The sequence below is a fragment of the Paenibacillus sp. NPDC057886 genome (assembly GCF_042796655.1).
In the GTDB taxonomy this organism is placed as follows: domain Bacteria; phylum Bacillota; class Bacilli; order Paenibacillales; family Paenibacillaceae; genus Paenibacillus.
Window position 1 is genome coordinate 210,736 of sequence record NZ_JBHVMZ010000005.1, and the last position, 19,719, is coordinate 230,454.

General features: G+C 46.2%; 16 protein-coding genes. 13 read left to right on the top strand and 3 right to left on the bottom strand.

Annotated elements, in window-relative coordinates; all coding sequences use genetic code 11:
- Positions 1 to 147: 147 nt before the first annotated feature.
- The 11 genes from ACFVQB_RS18260 to ACFVQB_RS18310 all read left to right on the top strand — a co-directional run bounded on the left by ACFVQB_RS18260 (position 148) and on the right by ACFVQB_RS18310 (position 16,443).
- Positions 148 to 501, top strand: coding sequence for a VOC family protein (locus tag ACFVQB_RS18260; RefSeq protein ID WP_379441906.1), 354 nt, complete (start codon positions 148 to 150; stop codon positions 499 to 501).
- A 352-nt stretch (positions 502 to 853) separates the two neighbouring features.
- Positions 854 to 2,380, top strand: a complete 1,527-nt coding sequence (locus ACFVQB_RS18265) for a response regulator transcription factor (RefSeq protein ID WP_379441907.1) — start codon at positions 854 to 856, stop codon at positions 2,378 to 2,380.
- Between the two features lie 31 nt (positions 2,381 to 2,411).
- Positions 2,412 to 4,235 carry a sensor histidine kinase gene (locus ACFVQB_RS18270; RefSeq protein WP_379441908.1) on the top strand — a complete coding sequence of 608 codons (1,824 nt, stop codon included), beginning with the start codon at positions 2,412 to 2,414 and terminating at the stop codon, positions 4,233 to 4,235.
- Positions 4,225 to 5,763 carry a response regulator gene (locus ACFVQB_RS18275; RefSeq protein ID WP_379441909.1) on the top strand — a complete coding sequence of 513 codons (1,539 nt, stop codon included), beginning with the start codon at positions 4,225 to 4,227 and terminating at the stop codon, positions 5,761 to 5,763. Before ACFVQB_RS18270 ends, ACFVQB_RS18275 begins: the two co-directional genes overlap by 11 nt.
- A gap of 224 nt (positions 5,764 to 5,987) precedes the next feature.
- Positions 5,988 to 7,661 (top strand): type 2 periplasmic-binding domain-containing protein, encoded by a 1,674-nt coding sequence (locus tag ACFVQB_RS18280; protein WP_379441910.1) that lies wholly within the window; start codon positions 5,988 to 5,990, stop codon positions 7,659 to 7,661.
- Positions 7,662 to 7,801: 140 nt separating this feature from the next.
- Positions 7,802 to 8,767 (top strand): ABC transporter permease, encoded by a 966-nt coding sequence (locus ACFVQB_RS18285; protein WP_379441911.1) that lies wholly within the window; start codon positions 7,802 to 7,804, stop codon positions 8,765 to 8,767.
- On the top strand, positions 8,767 to 9,720 hold the full coding sequence (locus tag ACFVQB_RS18290; RefSeq protein WP_379441912.1) for a carbohydrate ABC transporter permease: 954 nt from the start codon (positions 8,767 to 8,769) through the stop codon (positions 9,718 to 9,720). The genes ACFVQB_RS18285 and ACFVQB_RS18290 overlap by 1 nt, the downstream gene beginning before the upstream one ends.
- Positions 9,721 to 11,277 carry a glycoside hydrolase family 43 protein gene (locus tag ACFVQB_RS18295; protein ID WP_379441913.1) on the top strand — a complete coding sequence of 519 codons (1,557 nt, stop codon included), beginning with the start codon at positions 9,721 to 9,723 and terminating at the stop codon, positions 11,275 to 11,277.
- A gap of 50 nt (positions 11,278 to 11,327) precedes the next feature.
- Entirely contained in the window at positions 11,328 to 12,350 is a 1,023-nt protein-coding gene (locus tag ACFVQB_RS18300; RefSeq protein ID WP_379441914.1) for an endo-1,4-beta-xylanase, read from the top strand.
- 83 nt (positions 12,351 to 12,433) lie between these two features.
- Positions 12,434 to 13,420 (top strand): glycoside hydrolase family 43 protein, encoded by a 987-nt coding sequence (locus tag ACFVQB_RS18305; RefSeq protein WP_379441915.1) that lies wholly within the window; start codon positions 12,434 to 12,436, stop codon positions 13,418 to 13,420.
- 239 nt (positions 13,421 to 13,659) lie between these two features.
- Positions 13,660 to 16,443, top strand: coding sequence for an endo-1,4-beta-xylanase (locus ACFVQB_RS18310; RefSeq protein WP_379441916.1), 2,784 nt, complete (start codon positions 13,660 to 13,662; stop codon positions 16,441 to 16,443).
- A 92-nt stretch (positions 16,444 to 16,535) separates the two neighbouring features.
- Here the strand turns inward: ACFVQB_RS18310 and ACFVQB_RS18315 are convergent, their stop codons facing one another.
- Positions 16,536 to 17,846 (bottom strand): amidohydrolase family protein, encoded by a 1,311-nt coding sequence (locus ACFVQB_RS18315; protein WP_379441917.1) that lies wholly within the window; start codon positions 17,844 to 17,846, stop codon positions 16,536 to 16,538.
- 158 nt (positions 17,847 to 18,004) lie between these two features.
- On the opposite strand from ACFVQB_RS18315, the gene ACFVQB_RS18320 reads away from it, so the two are divergent.
- Complete coding sequence (locus tag ACFVQB_RS18320) at positions 18,005 to 18,433, top strand: MarR family winged helix-turn-helix transcriptional regulator (protein WP_379441918.1); 429 nt, start codon at positions 18,005 to 18,007, stop codon at positions 18,431 to 18,433.
- Here ACFVQB_RS18320 and ACFVQB_RS18325 read toward each other — a convergent pair.
- Both ACFVQB_RS18325 and ACFVQB_RS18330 read right to left on the bottom strand, forming a co-directional pair.
- Entirely contained in the window at positions 18,395 to 18,829 is a 435-nt protein-coding gene (locus ACFVQB_RS18325; RefSeq protein ID WP_379441919.1) for an alpha/beta hydrolase family protein, read from the bottom strand. The genes ACFVQB_RS18320 and ACFVQB_RS18325 overlap by 39 nt on opposite strands.
- Positions 18,811 to 19,317, bottom strand: coding sequence for an alpha/beta fold hydrolase (locus tag ACFVQB_RS18330; protein WP_379441920.1), 507 nt, complete (start codon positions 19,315 to 19,317; stop codon positions 18,811 to 18,813). The genes ACFVQB_RS18325 and ACFVQB_RS18330 overlap by 19 nt, the downstream gene beginning before the upstream one ends.
- Here ACFVQB_RS18330 and ACFVQB_RS18335 point away from each other — a divergent pair.
- On the top strand, positions 19,316 to 19,675 hold the full coding sequence (locus tag ACFVQB_RS18335) for a substrate-binding domain-containing protein (protein ID WP_379442852.1): 360 nt from the start codon (positions 19,316 to 19,318) through the stop codon (positions 19,673 to 19,675). The genes ACFVQB_RS18330 and ACFVQB_RS18335 overlap by 2 nt on opposite strands.
- Positions 19,676 to 19,719: the final 44 nt, after the last annotated feature.

The window sequence follows — 19,719 nt, forward strand, 5'->3', positions numbered from 1 at the left end:
GTCAAACATTATGCTCATGTTCTATCAGAAACGTTGTACATCAGAGTGAAAGGTTTCCAATTGAATAACGTAATATTAGATGATAATGTGAAATAGGGACGTAGCTTCCTCATTGAGGGAATATACTATTTAATGGAGGTTCTGAAAATGAGGGTAAAACGAATTGTCACCAATATTAGTACACAAAACGTACCAGCAGCAAAAAGCTTTTACCAGGACGTGCTTGAACTTGATTTATTGATGAATCACGGTTGGATTGAAACATACGGATTACTCGGGGAGGAGAACGTTCAAATAAGTATCGCCACACAAGGTGGCTCCAATACACCTACACCTGACCTTTCGATTGAAGTCGACGATGTCGATGTAGTGTACCAACGCATGACAAGTGCTGGTTATACAATAGAATATGAACTTACAGATGAGCCTTGGGGAGTTCGACGATTCTATGTCCGCGATCCATTTGGTAAGTTAATCAACATCCTTGCTCATAGACATTAAATCAGTTGTCAGGGAGTGTATACAAGCCGAGTTGCTGATCAAATTAAAGCACTTCCTTTAAAAATTATTGTTTATTGGTAATGACTGAATTTGGATCAGAATAATCGTCGAATGTGGTACATAAAAGCTAATGAGGTGTGGGGCTGAGAAAGTTTCGCTATCGTAAAATGAGGACTACACCAAAACGCTATAAAAGAGTAAAGCTTTGGATACTAAATCAAGTATTGTCTATTGTATAAGAGCTGAAAGATCTAAATAATTAAATAGGTGCACATTTTCCAATGTGCAATGATCCATGTTTTTGTCCGAGGAAAAGCAGATTATTCACCACTATTAACGGGGGGAAACAAGAATGATGAATGTTTTGTTGGTGGATGATGAGCCATGGGTACTGGAAGGTCTGCGAACAATGGTAAATTGGAACAAATACGGTTTTCAAATTTGTGGAGAGGCCGAGAACGGAAACGCTGCTTGGTCCATTATTGAGGACCTTCAGCCAGACCTGGTATTTACAGATATTCATATGCCTTCTGTGAGCGGACTTGAACTGATTGACCGTTCGATACAAAAACTAGCCAAACCGCCGCGATTTGTCATATTAAGCGGATACGATAGCTTCGATTATGCGAAAATAGCGCTGGAACAGCGTGTGGAGGATTATTTGCTCAAACCCATTGATGAGGTTGAGATTGAAAACGTATTAGAACAGATGTGTCGTAAAATTCAGAACGAGCTTGTCTCAGAGAAATTGCATCAACACGAGCGTACTTTATATGTAAATTGTTTGTTCAACCGCCTGTTCCAGGGTGAGGACAGCAGCAAACTGCAAGCCGAAGTGGAAAGTATACTGCAAATGGAGGGTCATGAGAACATGGCCTGTCTTTTAATTGAGACGGATACTTGTAATGAGGACATACAGTCACAGGTACAGCGTTTTGCTAGCGCTCCTCACTACGAATTTTTTATGGATGCTGACGGAAGAATGGGTGTGTTTGCTGCTGAAATTGAAGATTCTCTAAGCTGGCTTGAGAGGCTAGGGAGAACCCTGTTTGAGATGTACTCCGGTCATGCATCGATCATTGTGGCATTTGGATATCATTCAGGTGGAGTAGTCGCTATGCGGCCGGCCTATGAAAAAGCATTTTCTGCACTGAAATGGAAGCGTTATCAGAAAGGAAGCGGAATTATTCACGATCAAGATCTGCCAAGGGATGGTAGCATGGCGACTGTGAACCAAAAAGCTTTGACTAACCTGTTTAGAATCATTTTAACGGGTCAAGAGGATGGACTGGAGAAAGAGGTACATGAACTGCTGGCGAATCCAGACTCAGGGCTGCCTGCGTCGGATATAGAATATGTTCGGGTGCAATTGCTTGCCCTTGAAATGGGAGTTCTCAAGCAATTGAAGGAGCTGGATGGAGATGTAGAGAGGTTTGTGTTGCACTTACAACATACGTTGGGCGTCTTAACCGACATTGACTCCTTTCCTGCATTTCGCGAATATGCACTTATATTAAGTCTCAATGCTTTGAGAGCTCTGCAGGAGCAGCGGAAAGCAAAGGAATGCAGCACCATTTTTCGTGTGGTGCAGTATGTTAACCATGAGTTTCGGGAGAAGCTGCAGCTCCAGGAACTTGCACAGAAATTTCATATGAATGCCAACTATTTGGGGCAAGCCTTCAAACAGCAGACTGGCAAGTCTTTTCGGGAATATCTGAATGATAAACGGATCGAGGAGGCCAAGAGACTGTTGCGTCAGAGCTGTTCCAGCATAGCCGAAGTTGCGGTCCATTCAGGATACCCCAATGCCGACTATTTTGTAAGTCAGTTCAAGCGCATGACGGGCATGGCCCCTTCTGCATATCGGAAACAACCATAGAAGTAACGAATGAAGGATGGCGATTGAAGACATGTTTAAGAAATTCCGATTTCGCGGCATCGTGAATGATATTCCTTTGAACTACAAGTTTACGCTGATATATGTTATCGGCATTTTGCTTCCAATTATTGCAAGCAATTACTTGTTCATGGATCGTATGTCGGGGCTGATCAAGGAACGGGAAGAGCAGAATTTGCAAATATCGCTGGAGCGGGCGAGAAAGGACATTCACACCATGATTGACGGGGGTATAGCTGTCAGTCACGCTTTAATCACGGACAAGCTGTTATCCGAATCCATGGATCGTGTATACAATGGCCAGCTGGATTTCTACAATACATTCGACGAACAGCTGCGCCATCGGATGACTTCCTATATTCCCGTGAACAATCAGATTCAGCGAATCGGCATCTACACGGATAACCCAACCATTGTGTCAGGAGGGGACTATTATTATCTGGGCAGCTCAATGAAAGCCAGTGCCTGGTACAGACAATGGGAAAAGGCAGGGGAAACACTAAGTGTGCTCGCTTATCGCGATCAGGCAGCGAATGATCGCGCGGCGACCTCGTCTTATTTTAGCGTAATTGAAAAAATGGACTATTACAACGTAGACAACTCTTACAAGAAGCTGGTGCGCATTGATTTTTACCTGAATCGGTTCTATGACGTTATTGCGAGAGAGAAAAGTTCGCTGGACCTGTATCTGGTCAACGCCGAGAATCAAATTATCGTGTCCACAGATGACAAGTATCAGGGCGAGGTAGGTAGTAATTATGCGTTATTCGATACGAGCAAGGCGGCAGACCAGGACCTACATATCGTCCCGATTGGCAATGCCAGCTATGTGAAAGGTTGGAAGCTCATAGGCGTGCCTCAGGAAACACGTGTCAAACAAGCAATGCTTTCCATGAAACTATATTACGGCATGCTGGCCGGTATCATTACTTTGGTTACCTCCATCTTCATCTATGTCATGCTGCGTTCATACAATTATCGAGTGAAGCGCCTGTCCAGACATATGCAAAAGGTGGGTAACGAGAAATTTGATCTGATCAACATTGATGGTGGACAGGATGAGATAGGTCATCTGATTCGTAATTTCAATATGATGACCGCGCAGATCCATTCCTTGATCAATAATGTGTACAAGCTTGAAATTCAGCAGCGGAGCCAGGAGGCTGAGCGCATTCGCGCTGAGCTGAATTTGCTGCAAAGCCAGATGAATCCCCATTTTTTATTCAATACGCTCAATGCGCTGCTGGTGGTCAGCACCAAAAACAATTATGCGGATGTTAAGGATATTATCAAGGACCTATCCAAGCTGCTTCGCCGTCTGTTGAATTGGAAGGACGATGTGGTCACCCTGGAAGAAGAAATGAGTTTTACGGTCATGTATCTGGGAATTGAAAAATTCCGTTTTCGAGACAAGTTTGAATTTTACATTGATATTAGCGATGAGGCGAGGCAGTATAGAATTCCCAAAATGAGTATCCAGCAATTGGCCGAGAATGCATGTAAACACGGAATTCAGGCTATTGAGGGGCTCGGCTATGTAAAAATTAAAGCGGAAGTTGTGAGCGAGCGCCTGCGCGTCGTTGTATCTGATAATGGTAAGGGCATGGACAAGGAACGGTTACAAGAGGTTCTGTATCATATGCGAAGCAAGGAGGAGAGCGGGGAGAGTAATATTGGCATACGCAACGTATATCGCCGTCTTGAATTGTATTATGACGATAAAGTGAGTTTTAACCTGGTGAGCAGAATAGGTGAGGGGACAGAGGTATCCTTCGAAATTCCCTTACAACTGCTAGAGTATCAGGGAGCAGAAGGAGGTAGGGACAATGGCATTTAAAGTGCTGCTGATTGATGACGAGCCATGGGCGCTAGAGGGCTTGGAGCTGTGGATTCCATGGGAAAGTCTTGGCTTTGAGGTATGCGCTTTATGCGGCAACGGGGCGGAAGGGTTGCAACGAATGGAAGAGCTTAAGCCGGATCTTGTCATGGTTGATATTCATATGCCAATGATGAATGGACTAGAAATGATTGAAGAATGGCGACATAGAGGGAATTGGTCGACCAAGTTCATTATTCTTACGGGGTACAGCGATTTTGAGTTTGCGCGAAAAGCGCTTAAATTCAAAGTTTCCGGTTATCTCTTAAAGCCATTGGACGAGGAACAGGCGGAGTCCGAAATTCGTACGATGGGCAAGGAACTGATGAAGGAGCAAGAGCAGCATTATATTGGGCAGATTGCATTGAGAGAGCAGGAAATGTTGACGATGAAGGAGGCTTTGATGGGCAAAGTGCTGTCTGCAGAAGGTGCTCAACTTATGGAGTCCCTGTCCCGGTCAGCTGAATCCTGGAATGTGTGCCTGGTTCAGGTGTCCGAGAAAGAGTTTGGCCGTTGGAGCAGTCTTGCTTCAGAGGTTCTGGGCGGACAGCATGTCATTTATATCATTCGTATGCGAAATGATCTCGTGTCCATTGTGTTCGGCGATGTTTCCTCCGGATCTCAGAGAACGAGCGGGAATTTAAGAAAACAATTAGAAGCACTGGCTCGCCATCTGGCGGGCTTTCGTACATATATGGCGATTGGCTCAACCGAATCCTCTCTTGATCAAATCAGCAACTCCCGAATAACAGCAGAGAAGGCGTTGCTGCACGCCTTTTATGAAGTGGAGGGGAACAGCATATTGGATTATGCCGATCTCCAGAACCACGATTTTCAAAGACATAACCAACAGGTTGAACTGATCGAGCGAGTGCTGGGAGCACTTCAGCTCATTGATTACGCCAACTACCAGTCCGCTGTGGAGTTTATAGAGCAATCCTTTCGACAGATGCGGGTCCACCCGGATGAGGCTCGAAAATTTGTCATTTACCTTCTTCATGAAATTCTGGCTTACATGAGGGCGCAAATGGCTGAAGATTCAGAGAATTACCGTTTGTTCGAAATCCCGGATCTGGATGAAGCACTGTTAACCTTTGATGATTTGATCGGCATGCTGCATTCGTGTGGTAGAGTCTGCTTTGAGTTATTGCTTAAAGAGAGTGTCTTCGAAGCGCAGGGTATTGTGCAGGATATCAACGACTACATTCATACGCATTTCCGGGATGCATTGACGATTAAGATGCTTTCGGAACGTTTCTTCCTGCATCCGGCTTACTTGGGGCAACTGTTGATACGCAAAAATGGAATCGGCTTCAATGAACTGCTTCATAACCAAAGGGTGGAGGAGGCATGTCGATTGCTACAGATGAATCAGTACAAAAATAGCGAGGTCTCGGAAAAGGTAGGGTACTCCAATTATCATCATTTTTTAAAACAGTTTGAGAAACGCATGGGCATGTCTCCTACCGAATATAAGAAAAACGTCTAGTTATGTACCTTCAATGAAGCCAGACGGCGTTTAGCAGAAGTTTTTCTTGAAATATCAGGAAGCATTGCTATGAAGTTCAAGCATTTCGATATGATAAGAAAACCTGAGCTTTTCTCGGAAAGAGCTATAATTCGAATATAGTTTCCATGGAGATGTAAATTTATAATTAAATTATTCAAATGAAAGGGCTTTCATATAGTGAGATCAAATTTTGGAGGTGCTTTATGGGGGACAACAAAAAATCATTCTTCCGTATGGGGGCAACGTTGTTATTGTCGTTGAGCGTTGTGCTAGCAGGTTGCTCAGGTAGCAATTCAGGCAGCGGAGAAGAGAGCAGTAAAGGTAGTGAGGTGGGGGCTGACAATCCGTTAGAAATCTCGGTATTCCTGAACGAGGCCGGTCAACAGCCAACTGCTGACAACAAAATCTACAAAAAAATCAAGGATGAGCTCGGCGTTACATTCAAATTCGAATTTTTGGCTGGTGACAAGAACCAAAAGCTTGGCGTCATGATCGCCGGTGGAGACTATCCGGATCTGATCTCAGCCGATACCAAACTTACGGCAGCCGGTTCAGTCATACCGCTTGAAGATCTGATTGAAGAACACGCACCTAATTTGAAGAAGCATTACGAGAAGTATTGGAATCAAATGAAGGACCCGAATGATGGACACATTTACTACCTGCCAAACTACGGTGCATACAACGGCGAAGTGGCTGATACTTACTACAGCGGACCTGCCTTTTGGATTCAAAAAGCGGTGTTGAAAGAGTTCGGTTATCCGACGCCAAAAACACTGGACGAATACTTTGACTTGATCGCGAAATACAAGGAAAAGTATCCAACAATCGATGGCAAGCCAACCATTGGTTTTGAAGTGTTGAACTATGACTGGAAAAACTGGGGCTTGCTGAATCCGCCGCAGCATTTGATCGGTCATCCGAATGACGGGGGTGTCGTTGTAAACGACGGCAAGGCAGAAATCTTTGCAGACAAGGATTATGCGAAGACGTACTATCAGAAGCTGAATGAAATTAATGCACAAGGCTTGCTGGATAAGGAAGCGTTTGCACAAAACTACGACCAATATATGGCCAAATTGTCCAGTGGGGCAGTACTCGGCATGTTCGACCAGCACTGGAATTTCCTCAGCGCGGAAGATTCGCTCATAACGCAGGACAAAATTGAACGCACGTACGTCGGCTTCCCGCTGGTATACGACAGCAGCACGAAGGACTACTATCGCGACCGCGCGGCGCTCAACCTGAACAATGGTTACGGCATTACTGTAAGTGCCAAGGACCCTGTGAAAATTATTAAAGCGCTCGACAAACTTATGGAAGAAGATTGGCAAAAGACACTCACTTGGGGCATTCAGGATGAAGACTATTACGTGAATGACGAAGGCCGTTTCATGAAAACCCAAGAGCAGCGCGACAATGCCGCAGATGCGGCCTGGAAACTGGCCAATAAAGCAGATGCTTTCTATGGAACCGCACCGAAGATGGAAGGTTACTTTAGCGATGGCAACGCGACTTCAGCAAGCAATCAGCCGGAAGAATATCAAGCCAGCTTGAGACCGTTTGATAAGGAAGTTTTGGAGGCTTACGGTTTCAACAGCTATGTAGATTTCTTCAGTGCTCCACCAGAGAATCCGGTGACTTACCCTGCTTGGTCTGTCGATGTGGTAGAGGGATCTCCAGCCAAGATTGCCAATACGAAGTTGAACGAGTTGTCAACCAAATATTTGCCGAAAGCGATTTTGGCTAACACGTCTGAATTCAGCAGTGTATGGAGCGAATACGTTTCCGAAATTCAAAAGCTGGATATCAAAACGTATGAAGATCGTATCAATGAAGTATTGAAGTGGAGAATCGATAACTGGTCTGTGAAATAAGAAATTGCTGTCAGGAAGGAAGGTTACCTTCCTTCCTGATTTTCAAAGAAACAAGTCACTGGGCGCGGGTTGTCATAGTGGAAAATGTGTCGCTAGACGTTTTTCCTTACAATATAAAGATGGATAGGGAGCTTGATATTATGGAGGAAATTGTAGTGGGCAACAAGCCGCTCGGCCCAAAGAAAAAACCTAAAATCCGACGGCTGACCTGGCAAAATATCAAAGCACAGAGACAGTTAATTTGGATGTCTGTTCCTCTGCTTGCGTACATTATCATCTTTGCTTATGTGCCTGTCTGGGGCTGGACGATGGCCTTTCAGGATTACAAACCGGCCAGAAGTTTCTCGCAGCAAACGTGGGTGGGGTTCAAGCATTTCCAATTTTTATTCACTGATGACAATTTCTTGCGCGTGCTTCGCAATACGCTTGCCATGAGTATCATCAACATGATTCTGGGTTTCGTTACCGCTATTGTTTTGGCATTGTTACTCAATGAGATTAAGAAGATCATGTGGAAGCGGACGGTACAAACCATCTCTTATCTTCCTCACTTCTTATCATGGATTATCGTTACCGGCATCGTAGCGACATCGCTTGCTTCTGACGGCATTGTCAACGATATCCTCATGAAACTGCACTTAATCAACGAGCCGATCTTGTGGCTGACGGAAGGGAAGTATTTCTGGGGCGTTGTTGCAAGTTCCCATATTTGGAAAGAGGTAGGATGGAGCACCATTATTTATTTGGCGGCCATGGCCTCTATTGACCCGGCACAGTATGAAGCTGCCGATATTGATGGAGCCAATCGATATCAAAAAATGTGGAATGTAACCTTGCCGGGAATCAAGCCTACCATTGTCATCCTGTTGATTATGTCGATTGGACATATTCTAGAAGCCGGCTTCGAGGTTCAGTATTTGCTGGGTAACGGGTTGGTTGTTGACTGGGCAGAAACGATTGATATCTTTGTGCTCAAATACGGGATTGCACAGGGTAACTATTCGCTCGCAACTGCAGGCGGAATATTCAAGACCGTGGTCAGCATTACGATGTTACTTGTAGCGAATTGGACCGCCAAGCGGCTTGGGGAAGAGAGGCTGTTATAATGACGAAAAAAACACCATTGTCTGGTTTAGGAAATACAGCGGCGCTGTCCGTTCGCCGCCCGGGTGGCAGAGGTATGGAACCGTTTCTGTTCAATACCTTTAATACCATCTTTATGGTTCTGTTGGTGATTGTGACATTGTATCCATTTTTGAACACAATTGTGGTTTCGTTTAATGCAGGGAATGACACCATTCGAGGAGGCTTATATTTGTGGCCCCGCGATTTCACCATGCAGAATTACAAAGCCGTATTTGCATCAGGCACAATTTATAACGCATTTTTGGTTTCCGTTGCACGTACAGTACTATCCACCGTTCTGAACATTTTCTTGACCACCATGCTGGCTTACACGCTGAGTCGGCGCGATTACATTTTCCGCAAGCTGATCACGACCATTTTTGTGCTGACGATGTATTTCAATGCAGGGCTAATTCCGGGCTACTTCCTGATGAAGGATCTGCATTTGATTAATTCCTTCTGGGTGTATGTCCTGCCTTCACTGGTTAGTGCGTTTAACCTGATCGTAATTCGTACCTATATTTACACGATTCCCGAAAGCCTGATCGAATCAGCAAAAATCGACGGAGCAGGAGATTTCAGAATTTTCTGGAGAATTATTTTTCCGCTGTGCAAACCTGTGCTGGCGACTATTGCGCTCTTTGTCGCGGTCGGCGCGTGGAATTCCTGGTTCGATGCTTTTCTGTACACGTCATCACGTCAAGAGCTCAGCACACTGCAATACGAACTGATGAAGCTGTTGTCTTCCAGTATGAACGCCAACAGTAATCCTTCCGTTGCCAACGGCGTGGGGGTGGAGCATTCAACACAGGTAACGCCAATTTCTATTCGTGCTGCAGTTACGATTGTCGCTTCTGTTCCGATCTTGCTGGTGTATCCGTTCATGCAAAAATACTTTGTTGTCGGACTTAATGTAGGGAGTGTGAAGGAATAGATGAAGCAAACACAAGCTAATCCCATCTCTTATGCCAACCCGATTCTTCCCGGATTCTATCCGGATCCCAGCATCGTGAAGGCGGAAGAATATTTTTACCTCATTTGCAGCTCGTTTGAATATTTTCCCGGAGTGCCGATCTTTCGGAGCCGGGATCTCATTCATTGGGAGCAGATTGGTAATGTATTGGACCGGGTCAGCCAGCTTGATTTGACCGGGCAGAAAAGCTCAGACGGGATTTATGCTCCTGCACTGCGTTACCATAAAGGTACATTTTATATGATTACAACAGATGTGAGAGGCATCGGCAATTTCTACGTTACGGCAACCGACCCTGCAGGCCCCTGGTCTGATCCGATTCGTATCCCATTCGGGGGAATCGACCCATCGCTGTTTTTTGACGACGATGGCAAAGTGTACGTGACCGCCCAACAAGGCGCAGATTACGATTCTCATGCCATCCAATACGAGATTGACATCACCACAGGTGAGGCGCTCTCTGAACCACAAGTTGTCTGGCATGGGGATGGAGGACCATGGACCGAAGGACCGCATCTTTATAAAATCAATGGTTTGTATTATATGATGTCTGCTTCAGGCGGGACGGCGAAGGAGCATCGTGAGATCATCGGCCGAAGCGATCGACCTTATGGTCCGTTTGAACGTTATCCTGAGCCCATCCTGACCCATCGCCATCTGGATCATCCAATCCAGTATTTGGGTCATGCCGATCTGGTGGAGGATCATCAAGGAGACTGGTGGGCCGTTTTCCTTGGCGTGCGTTTGACGGAGGACGGTTATAGCGTGCTTGGACGTGAAACCTTCCTCGCACCAGTCGTTTGGAACGAGGGGTGGCCCCACATTGATAACAATGAAGGAATAGTGAGTCTGGATATGAAGGTCCAACGTTTGCCAATGGCATCGCCTTCTTTGTCCGAGAGCCATACAGCCATCGTTGTCGGCCGGGACGAATTTGACGGTGAACTTGGGCCGCAATGGATGTTTGTGCGCAACCCGACAGAAGGGACATGCTCGCTTTCGGAAAAACCAGGATCCCTAACGCTGTATGGTCAGGCAGGAGGGCTTGGAGACGTAGGTCAGATTACGTTTGTTGGCCGCAGGCAGCAGCATATACATGCCTGCTTTACGACCTGTCTGACATTCATGCCAGTTGCGGATGGAGAAGAAGCAGGACTGTGCGTTCGTCGGGATGAAGATGCTCACTATGAGCTTGGCATAAGCAGGTTGGATGGGCGAAACGTACTGTTTGCTCGCTTAACGGTGCGAGGAGAGTCGAACATGGTGCACGAGAGCGAGGTTGCAACGGAGCAGTTATGGCTTCGAATCGAATCGACAGAGAAGGAATACAGATTGATATGTTCTGAGGATGGACAGGACTGGACATTCTTGTGTGCAGGCTCGGCACGTGCCATATCTCCCGAGGATTTTGTACACAAAATGTGCTTTACCGGATCGGTGGTCGGACTATACGCTACCGGCAATGGTAAGGCAAGCAGCACACCTGCGTATTTTGTTTGGTTCGAGTACTCGGTCTGATTCAGTCGCTAATAAGCAATGCGAAAAAGGGAATTCAGAGGAGGAAAATCATGGGTTCATTTCGAGAAGAGGCACCACTGAAGGAATTGTACAAGGATGCGTTCCACATTGGAGCAGCAGTGAATCCGCAGACGATTGAAAGCCAGCGTTCATTGCTTGCCTATCACTTCAACAGCCTGACGGCAGAAAATGAAATGAAATTCTCCAGTGTGCATCCAGAGCAGGAAAAGTATACGTTTGAGGATGCGGATGCCATCGCTTCATTTGCCAGAGAGCAGGACATGGCGCTCCGCGGTCACACGCTGGTCTGGCACAACCAAACTCCGGATTGGCTGTTCGAGAATGAAACTGGCGGACTCGTGGAGCGAAGTGTTTTGCTGGAGCGATTGAAGGCTCACATTCAGACTGTCGTTGGCAGATATAAGGACGTTATCTATGCCTGGGATGTTGTAAACGAGGCTATTTCCGATGATGCAGATGACGAAAGCGCATTCCTGCGTCCAACCAAATGGCTGGACATCGCCGGAGAGGATTTTATTGCCAAAGCGTTCGAATTCGCCCATGAAGCAGATCCGCAGGCGCTTTTGTTCTATAACGATTATAACGAATCCGATCCGCAGAAGCGGGAACGCATCTTTCGGCTTGTTCGTTCGTTACTCGATCAAGGCGTGCCGATTCATGGCGTCGGTCTGCAGGCGCACTGGAATCTGTATGATCCGTCCCTGGAAGATATGCGCGCCGCGATTGAGCGGTATGCGCAGCTTGGCCTGCAGCTTCAGCTCACCGAACTGGATGTATCGGTATTTCGCTTTGAAGACAGGCGTACGGATCTTGTTCAGCCTTCGCAGGAAATGCTGGAATTGCTAGCCGAGCGATACGAATCCATCTTCCGCTTGCTTTACGAATATAAGGAACATATTAGCGCTGTGACATTCTGGGGGGCGGCCGACGAGTACACCTGGCTTGACAATTTCCCTGTCCGAGGTCGGAAAAACTGGCCATTCCTGTTCGATGAATTGCATCGTCCCAAGGAAGCCTATCAGCGTGTTGCGAAAATTGCTGCACCCAAGTGACATGAACCGATCAATATCGTTTAACCTATAGCAGTCTCGAAGAGTGATTCGGGGGTGCATATCTTTTGGAAGGAGCCATTTGTATGTCCGAATTGCCTAAACCGCATCAACCTATAGTTACCCATATATTTACTGCTGATCCGTCAGCGCATGTATTCGAGGATCGCATTTATATTTATCCCTCCCATGATCTGGATCATGATGGTCCGGTGAATGACAATGGAGATCAGTATAAGATGGAGGATTATCATGTACTGTCTATGGCGGACATGGATTCACCCGTGAAGGATCATGGTGAAGCGCTGCATGTGAAGGATGTCCCTTGGGCGTCCAGTCAAATGTGGGCACCGGATGCCGCATACAGAAAAGGAACCTACTATTTGTTTTTCCCGGCTCGAGACCATGATGGCATTTTTCGCATCGGCGTGGCTACGTCGTCGTCTCCGGAAGGACCGTTCAAGCCGGAGGATCAATATATTCAGGGCAGCTTCAGTATTGATCCCGCTGTGTTCGTGGACGAGGATCAGCAGGCCTATATGCTCTTTGGCGGGTTGTGGGGGGGACAGTTGGAGAAATGGCAGACAGGAAGCTACGTGGAACAAGCGGAAGGACCAACTCCGGATGCGCCGGCGCTCGGCCCAAGAATTGCGAAGCTGAGTGAAGATATGCTCTCAATGACTTCGGAGGCGCTGGAGATATCCATTGTGGATCAGGAAGGAAAACCGCTGATCGCTGGGGACGAGGATCGCAGATATTTTGAAGGACCATGGATGCACAAATATAATGAAAAATATTATCTGTCTTACTCCACAGGAACAACGCACAAGCTGGTGTACGCCATCGGTGACAATCCAATGGGGCCGTTTACGTTCCAAGGCACCATCTTGCCGCCGGTCATGGGCTGGACAACACATCATTCGATTGTACAATTTCAGGAAAAGTGGTATTTGTTCTATCACGATTGTTCCCTTTCCGGCGGGGTCGACTACAAGCGCTGCGTCAAGTTTGCTGAGTTGACGTACAATCCGGACGGCACGATTCGCATGATTGATCCGTATCCGGAAAAGTAAAATGGATTAAAGTGGAAAGCTGCGGCCTTTTCCAGGCAACTGTAGACCCCAAAAAGCCCTTGAATGAATACGCATTTTAGGGCAGGGTCACAGTTTTCCAAGAGGAAAGGGAGCAGCATTCATATATAATCTCTTTTTATATTTTATTGTAAGTGCTTTATTATGGTTTAAATCCATATTATACCTATCAAGGTTCGGCTAAGGGACGTTTAACTAAAATTGAAAAGGAGTGCAAGGTCATGCGCCGAAAAGGAACAAAGGTATTTTTGACGGGTCTGCTGGCGGTGGGGATGATGTTGCCAGCTTGGACGACTTCGACAGTAAAGGCCGAAGAAACAGTGAAGCTTGAGCTGGGTTTTGAGGACGGTCAGACTGGAGGCTTCATGGGCAGGGCGGGGACGGAGGTTCTTACGGTGACCAACGAAGCCAATCATACCGATGGTGGCAACAAATCACTTAAGGTGGAGGGGCGAAGTGACTCTTGGCATGGACCAACGCTGCGTGTGGAGCAATTGGTCGAGACTGGAAAGGAATACCAGATCAGCGCATGGGTAAAGCTGATCGAGCCGGCAAGCACTACACTGCAATTGTCCACACAGGTCGGGCAAGGCAGTGGAGCGAGCTATAATTCGGTGGCATCAACGACTGTAAATGTTGGCGACGGCTGGGTCAAGCTGGAGGGCACATATCGCTATAACAGTTTGGGCGACGGATATTTGACGATTTATGTGGAAGCGCCAAACAGCAAAACTGCTTCTTTCTATGTAGACGATATTCGTATTGCGAATACAGGAACAACTGCGCCGGAAGTGCAAACTGATCTTGCGGCGATCAAAGATGTTTATGAAGATGACTTCCTCATTGGCAATGCCATTTCGGCAGAGGACCTGGAAGGGAGCAGACTGCAACTGCTGTCCATGCATCATAATGTCGCAACTGCGGGCAATGCGATGAAACCGGATGCGTTGCAGAAGGTGAAAGGCCAGTTTACGTTCACAGCTGCGGATGCCATGGTGAACAAAGTGCTGGCCGAAGGCATGAGCATGCACGGTCATGTGCTGGTCTGGCATCAGCAATCTCCAGCCTGGATGAACAGCACCAAGGATAGTAGTGGAACAGATGTGCCGTTGTCCCGCACAGAGGCATTGGACAATATGCGGTCCCATATTCGCACGGTGGTGGAGCATTTCGGAGATCGCGTTATTTCATGGGATGTAGTGAACGAAGCGATGAGCGATAATCCTTCCAACCCGACCGACTGGGAAAATGCACTTCGCAAGTCGATGTGGTATAACGCGATTGGCTCGGACTTTGTAGAACAGGCCTTCCTGGCTGCGCGGGAAGTGTTGGATGAGCACCCGGCGTGGGATGTGAAGCTGTATTACAATGACTACAACGAAGACAACCAGAACAAGGCAACAGCCATTGCCAGCATGGTTCAGGAATTGAATGATAAATATGCTTTGGAGCATCCGGGTAAAAAGCTCATCGACGGAATCGGCATGCAAGGGCATTATGGATTGAATACAAATCCGACTAATGTGCAGCTTTCCCTGGAGCGATTCATTAATACTGGCGTGGAAGTCAGTGTGACAGAGCTTGATATTCAGGCTGGCAGCAACTACGCGATCACAACGAAGGAAGCCAATGCACAAGGTTATCTTTATGCACAATTAATGGACTTATACCGTGAGCATAGTGATAACATTGCGCGCATAACCTTCTGGGGTATGGATGACGGCACAAGCTGGCGTGCAGCCAACAATCCGCTATTGTTCGATAAGCAGTTGCAGGCGAAACCCGCTTATTACGCTGTTGCTGATCCGACAACTTTCATGGAGGATCATGTTCCCGATACGACCGGAGCTCATGAGTCGCAGGCTCGTTTTGGTACTCCTGTAATCGACGGTGAGATCGATGTGATCTGGAATCAGGCCCCAGTGATTCCGGTCAATCAATATCAAATGGCGTGGCAAGGCGCAAACGGGGTTGCCAAAGCGTTATGGGATGAGAACAACCTTTATGTACTTGTGCAGGTAAGTGACAATGAGTTGGATAAATCAAGCAGCAATGCCTGGGAGCAGGACTCGGTCGAAGTGTTCCTGGACCAAAATAATGGCAAGACAACGTTTTATCAAGCGGATGATGGGCAGTACCGCGTGAATTACGAAAACGAGACTTCCTTCAATCCGGCATCCATCGGAGCGAATGTTGAAACGCAAACTTCGAAGTCAGGTACCAATTATATTGTCGAAATGAAAATCCCGCTGACAGCGGTAACGCCTGACAACAATACCAAGCTTGGATTCGACGTGCAGATCAATGATGGTAAGGCTGGCGCACGCCAAAGCATAGCAACGTGGAATGATACGACGGGAAATGGCTATCAGGACACTTCAGTCTATGGCATTCTAACTCTGACGGGCAAGTCGGCCAGCAATGAAGAGAATAGCGCAAATGGCGAAGGTGGTGCTTCCTATGTTGACTATAGCACTCCGCCGGCATGGGCGAATGAAGCAGTGGATGCTCTGGCGTTACGAGGCGTCGAGTTGGCTGCGCCTGCGGATGAATTCAGATTCTCACCTGACTCTTTTGTGTCCAGAGCGGAGTTTGCAGCTTTATTGGTCAGAACGTTTGAGTTGTCTAGTGACGTCCAGAAATTAGGAAACTTCGCTGATGTTAAACAAGATATGGTTTATGGACAGGAAATCCAAACTGCACAACAGCTTGGCATTGTTCATGGTTTTACGGATCAGACCTTCCGCCCTGAGAATCCGGTAACCCGTCAGGATATGATGGTGATGACAACGCGGGCACTAGAAGCTGCCGGTAAAGAAATGACTGACCAAGCCGATTTGAACGAATACCTTGATGCATCCGATCTGGCAGGTTATGCGCTGGATAGTGCCGAAGTACTTGTAAAAGCAGGGATTGTGGGCGGCAAGAGCGGTAAATTAGTGCCAACTGGCATGTTGAACCGTGCTGAAACGGCAATGATATTGTATCGCGCCTTACAGTTATAATTAGGAAAGATTCTAAAAATCAATTAAATCGACTAAAACTCCGTGCCTAAGCACGGAGTTTTAGTTTTCATTGCACAGCAGATCGAATCTGATTAACCTAGTTGCTGCGAACCATTAAACCACACGGATTTGATCGACAAGGTATCCGAAATATTAGTTGTTGGATCACCGTTTACGAGAATAAGATCTGCGCGCGCACCTTCGGTAATACGGCCGCGATCATGAAGACCAAAGCAACGGGCTGGTTTGGTAGTAGCAGCCTGAAGAGCTTCAATCGGAGTGAACCCGGCCTTCACCAGCAGTTGCATTTCGTGGTGGACACTTGCCCCATGAGCAAGGCCGCCAAGGTTTGGAACGGGAACCGGCGCGACATCCGTCCCTACCAGAATATCAACACCGGCACGGTGAAGGTCCATCACATTCTTAAAGCTATTCTCCATATTTCCTTGAGGGAACGTATTGAAGCTTGAGTTCAAAATATCAATCCAATCTGGACTTAATTTGGAATGAACACGCGGATCATTCGCCAATTCAGATGCCGTATTTCCAATAATCGATGAATTTAACACCAAGCATGGTGTAACAAAAGCGCCTGAACCTGCTATGGATTTCACTAACTCGGAGGTGTACTCGGGTCTGTCGATAAACAAATGGCCCAAACCGTCGACTCCAAAATCGATGGCTTGTTGCGATGAAAGAGCCGTCAAGACGTGGGCGATGACCAGCTTACCGGACTTGTGGGCTTCTGTCACGGCTGTTTTTAGAATCTCGTCGCTTAATACAGGCAGGCCAGGTGCACCCATGACCGTTCCTTCTTCAATCATGATCTTAATATAGTCGGCCCCATTCTCCACTTGGGTATGCACATGTTTAATCGCTTCTTCGACCGTTGTCACTTGCGGTATTTCATCGTGATCGTGAGCGTATGCGGCTAACATTGCTTCCCGGTCTTCCTCCGATAACTTCTCTAGTTCCTTTAATATGAATTCAGGTATTTCATCTCCATCCGGCAATAATTCATCCGGATGTCCGCCCGGAGCGGTAATCGCTGTGCCAGCAGAACGGACATCTGCGACGTCATTCACATTTTTTAACTGAATCTCGCGCCCTCTTTGAGTAAAATCGCCGTTCATTTCAAGTTCAGTGGTAACACCGAATTTTAGGGCATCACGTAATCCGCCGATGGAGGTGTGGACATGTGCATCAATCAGACCAGGCATTAGAGTCGCATTTTCTCCATCGATAATCGTTGCATCGGCCGGAATGTCTCCACCGACTGAAATGATAGACTCCCCCTTAATGACAACATTTCTAGGCGCAATGATTTGATCTCCATCAAAGATACGTACATTTGTAATCGCTGTAACTTCTTCTAACGCAGCATTTTGAGTTACCTTCTCCATTTGAATTCCTCCAAAGTGTTTATTTATGAACAATTCGAATAATAACTGTTAGTTGTCTAACTGTCAATTGACTAATGTTTTTTTGACAAGCCAATAGGATCGCTGTATAGTTTAGTTGCTTACAATTAGACTTCTAACAATCACAGGGGGGGACGATTATGAAATCCCGAAAAGAAACGCCTTATCTGGATTTGTTTCAGATTATCGGTCTTAAGTTAAAGAAAAGAGCAGACGAGAGCATAAAAGAGCTGGGATTAAACGCTCAACAAGGAAAAGTAATCGACTATATTTACGAGAACCAAAATAACAATATTATTCAAATGGATCTTGCAGATCGGTTTCATCTACGTCGGGCCAGCATTACAAGTATGCTTCAAGGTCTAGAGCAAAAAGGGTTTATAGAACGCAAAATTCCGGCCAATAATGAACGGCAAAAAAATATATACGTATTGCCAAAGGCGATTGAACTGATTGAAGACTTCCAAGACTCTTTCCAAAAGGTGGAGGAAGAAATCGTTCAAGTCCTTACCGACGAGGAGAAGCAAGTATTAAAGAAATTGTTGATTAAAATCAATGAGACTATATAAAGAAGACAATTTCCTATCTTCTGGAGTGAAAAACAAATCACTTGACCCCGGCATAACGAGTGCAGGAGAGGAGATTTTACGTAATGCCTGCTCGAAGTTGAAGTGGTCCACGGGATTATCGCTAATGTCTCCACTTATTCCTGTACGTAACATGGCAATCAAATCGTTAGCATCGAAGGATAAAAACACCTGATCCCAGTAATCTTCTACATAAGATTTCAAGGAATCGTAACCTTCGGATTGATACAATTTCTCCAAATAGTACGCCTGCGAAAATCCCCAAGGGGCATAGACTCTCCCCATCGCGGCAAGACCGTCAACAGGTGGGTGCTTGTAAAGTCCTCTTTCCCATTTGGAATCCGCTTGTAATGCGGCGATCATACTCTGGAATAACAATGTGCAAGTGGCCTCGTTTTCGCTGTTCCGCCAAATGGTGCAATACGTTCGACCATTTCAGGATAACTTGTTCCCCATTGAAAAACTTGCATTGCACCCAAAGACCAACCCACAACCAGCTTGATTTTGCTGATACCGAATTTTTCAGTAATGAGTTGATGTTGAGAACGTACATTGTCATACATAGAGATGAGAGGGAAATTGGACTTACCAAAAGGAGCGGGAGTATTACTGGGAGAGGACGATAATCCGTTACCCAACATATTGGGCACAATGATAAAATATCGATTGGGATCTAGTGCCTTGTTCTCTCCAATTAACCATTCATTATCGGTGTGAAGACCAGCAAACCAAGTCGGATACACAATAACATTGTTTTTTTCGGCATTTAAGGAACTGTAGGTCTTATAAGCAATAAATGCTTGAGGCAGTTGCTGACCGGATTGAAGCAATATATCTCCAAGGGGATACGTTTCATAATCATTCATTGATGACTTTCACAAACAGTATTTTTTGTTGACTGAAAAAAACTGTTCTTATCGCACTCATTTTAACCAGTCTTTATTGAAAAAAGGTGTCGATGCTTTGACAGAACTGGAGTTTCGTAGTGTAGAAGCAATTAAACAATGCGCTGTGGCTGGTCTTGGGATCGCCCTGTTACCTAAGATGGCTTTAAAGGAAGACTTGAAAGAGGGTAGGCTAGTTGCTTTACCATGGGATTTATCGGATGTATCCTTTTCCGCACAGATGCTCTGGCATCGTGAGAAATGGATTTCTCCATCAATGGCTGCCTTCATCGATATCGCAAAGAGTGAGTTAGAAACGGAAGCAGTATCTGGCTCATAAGAGGGAGAACACCAAAGGCAACGCCCATGAAAGGAATCTAAGGA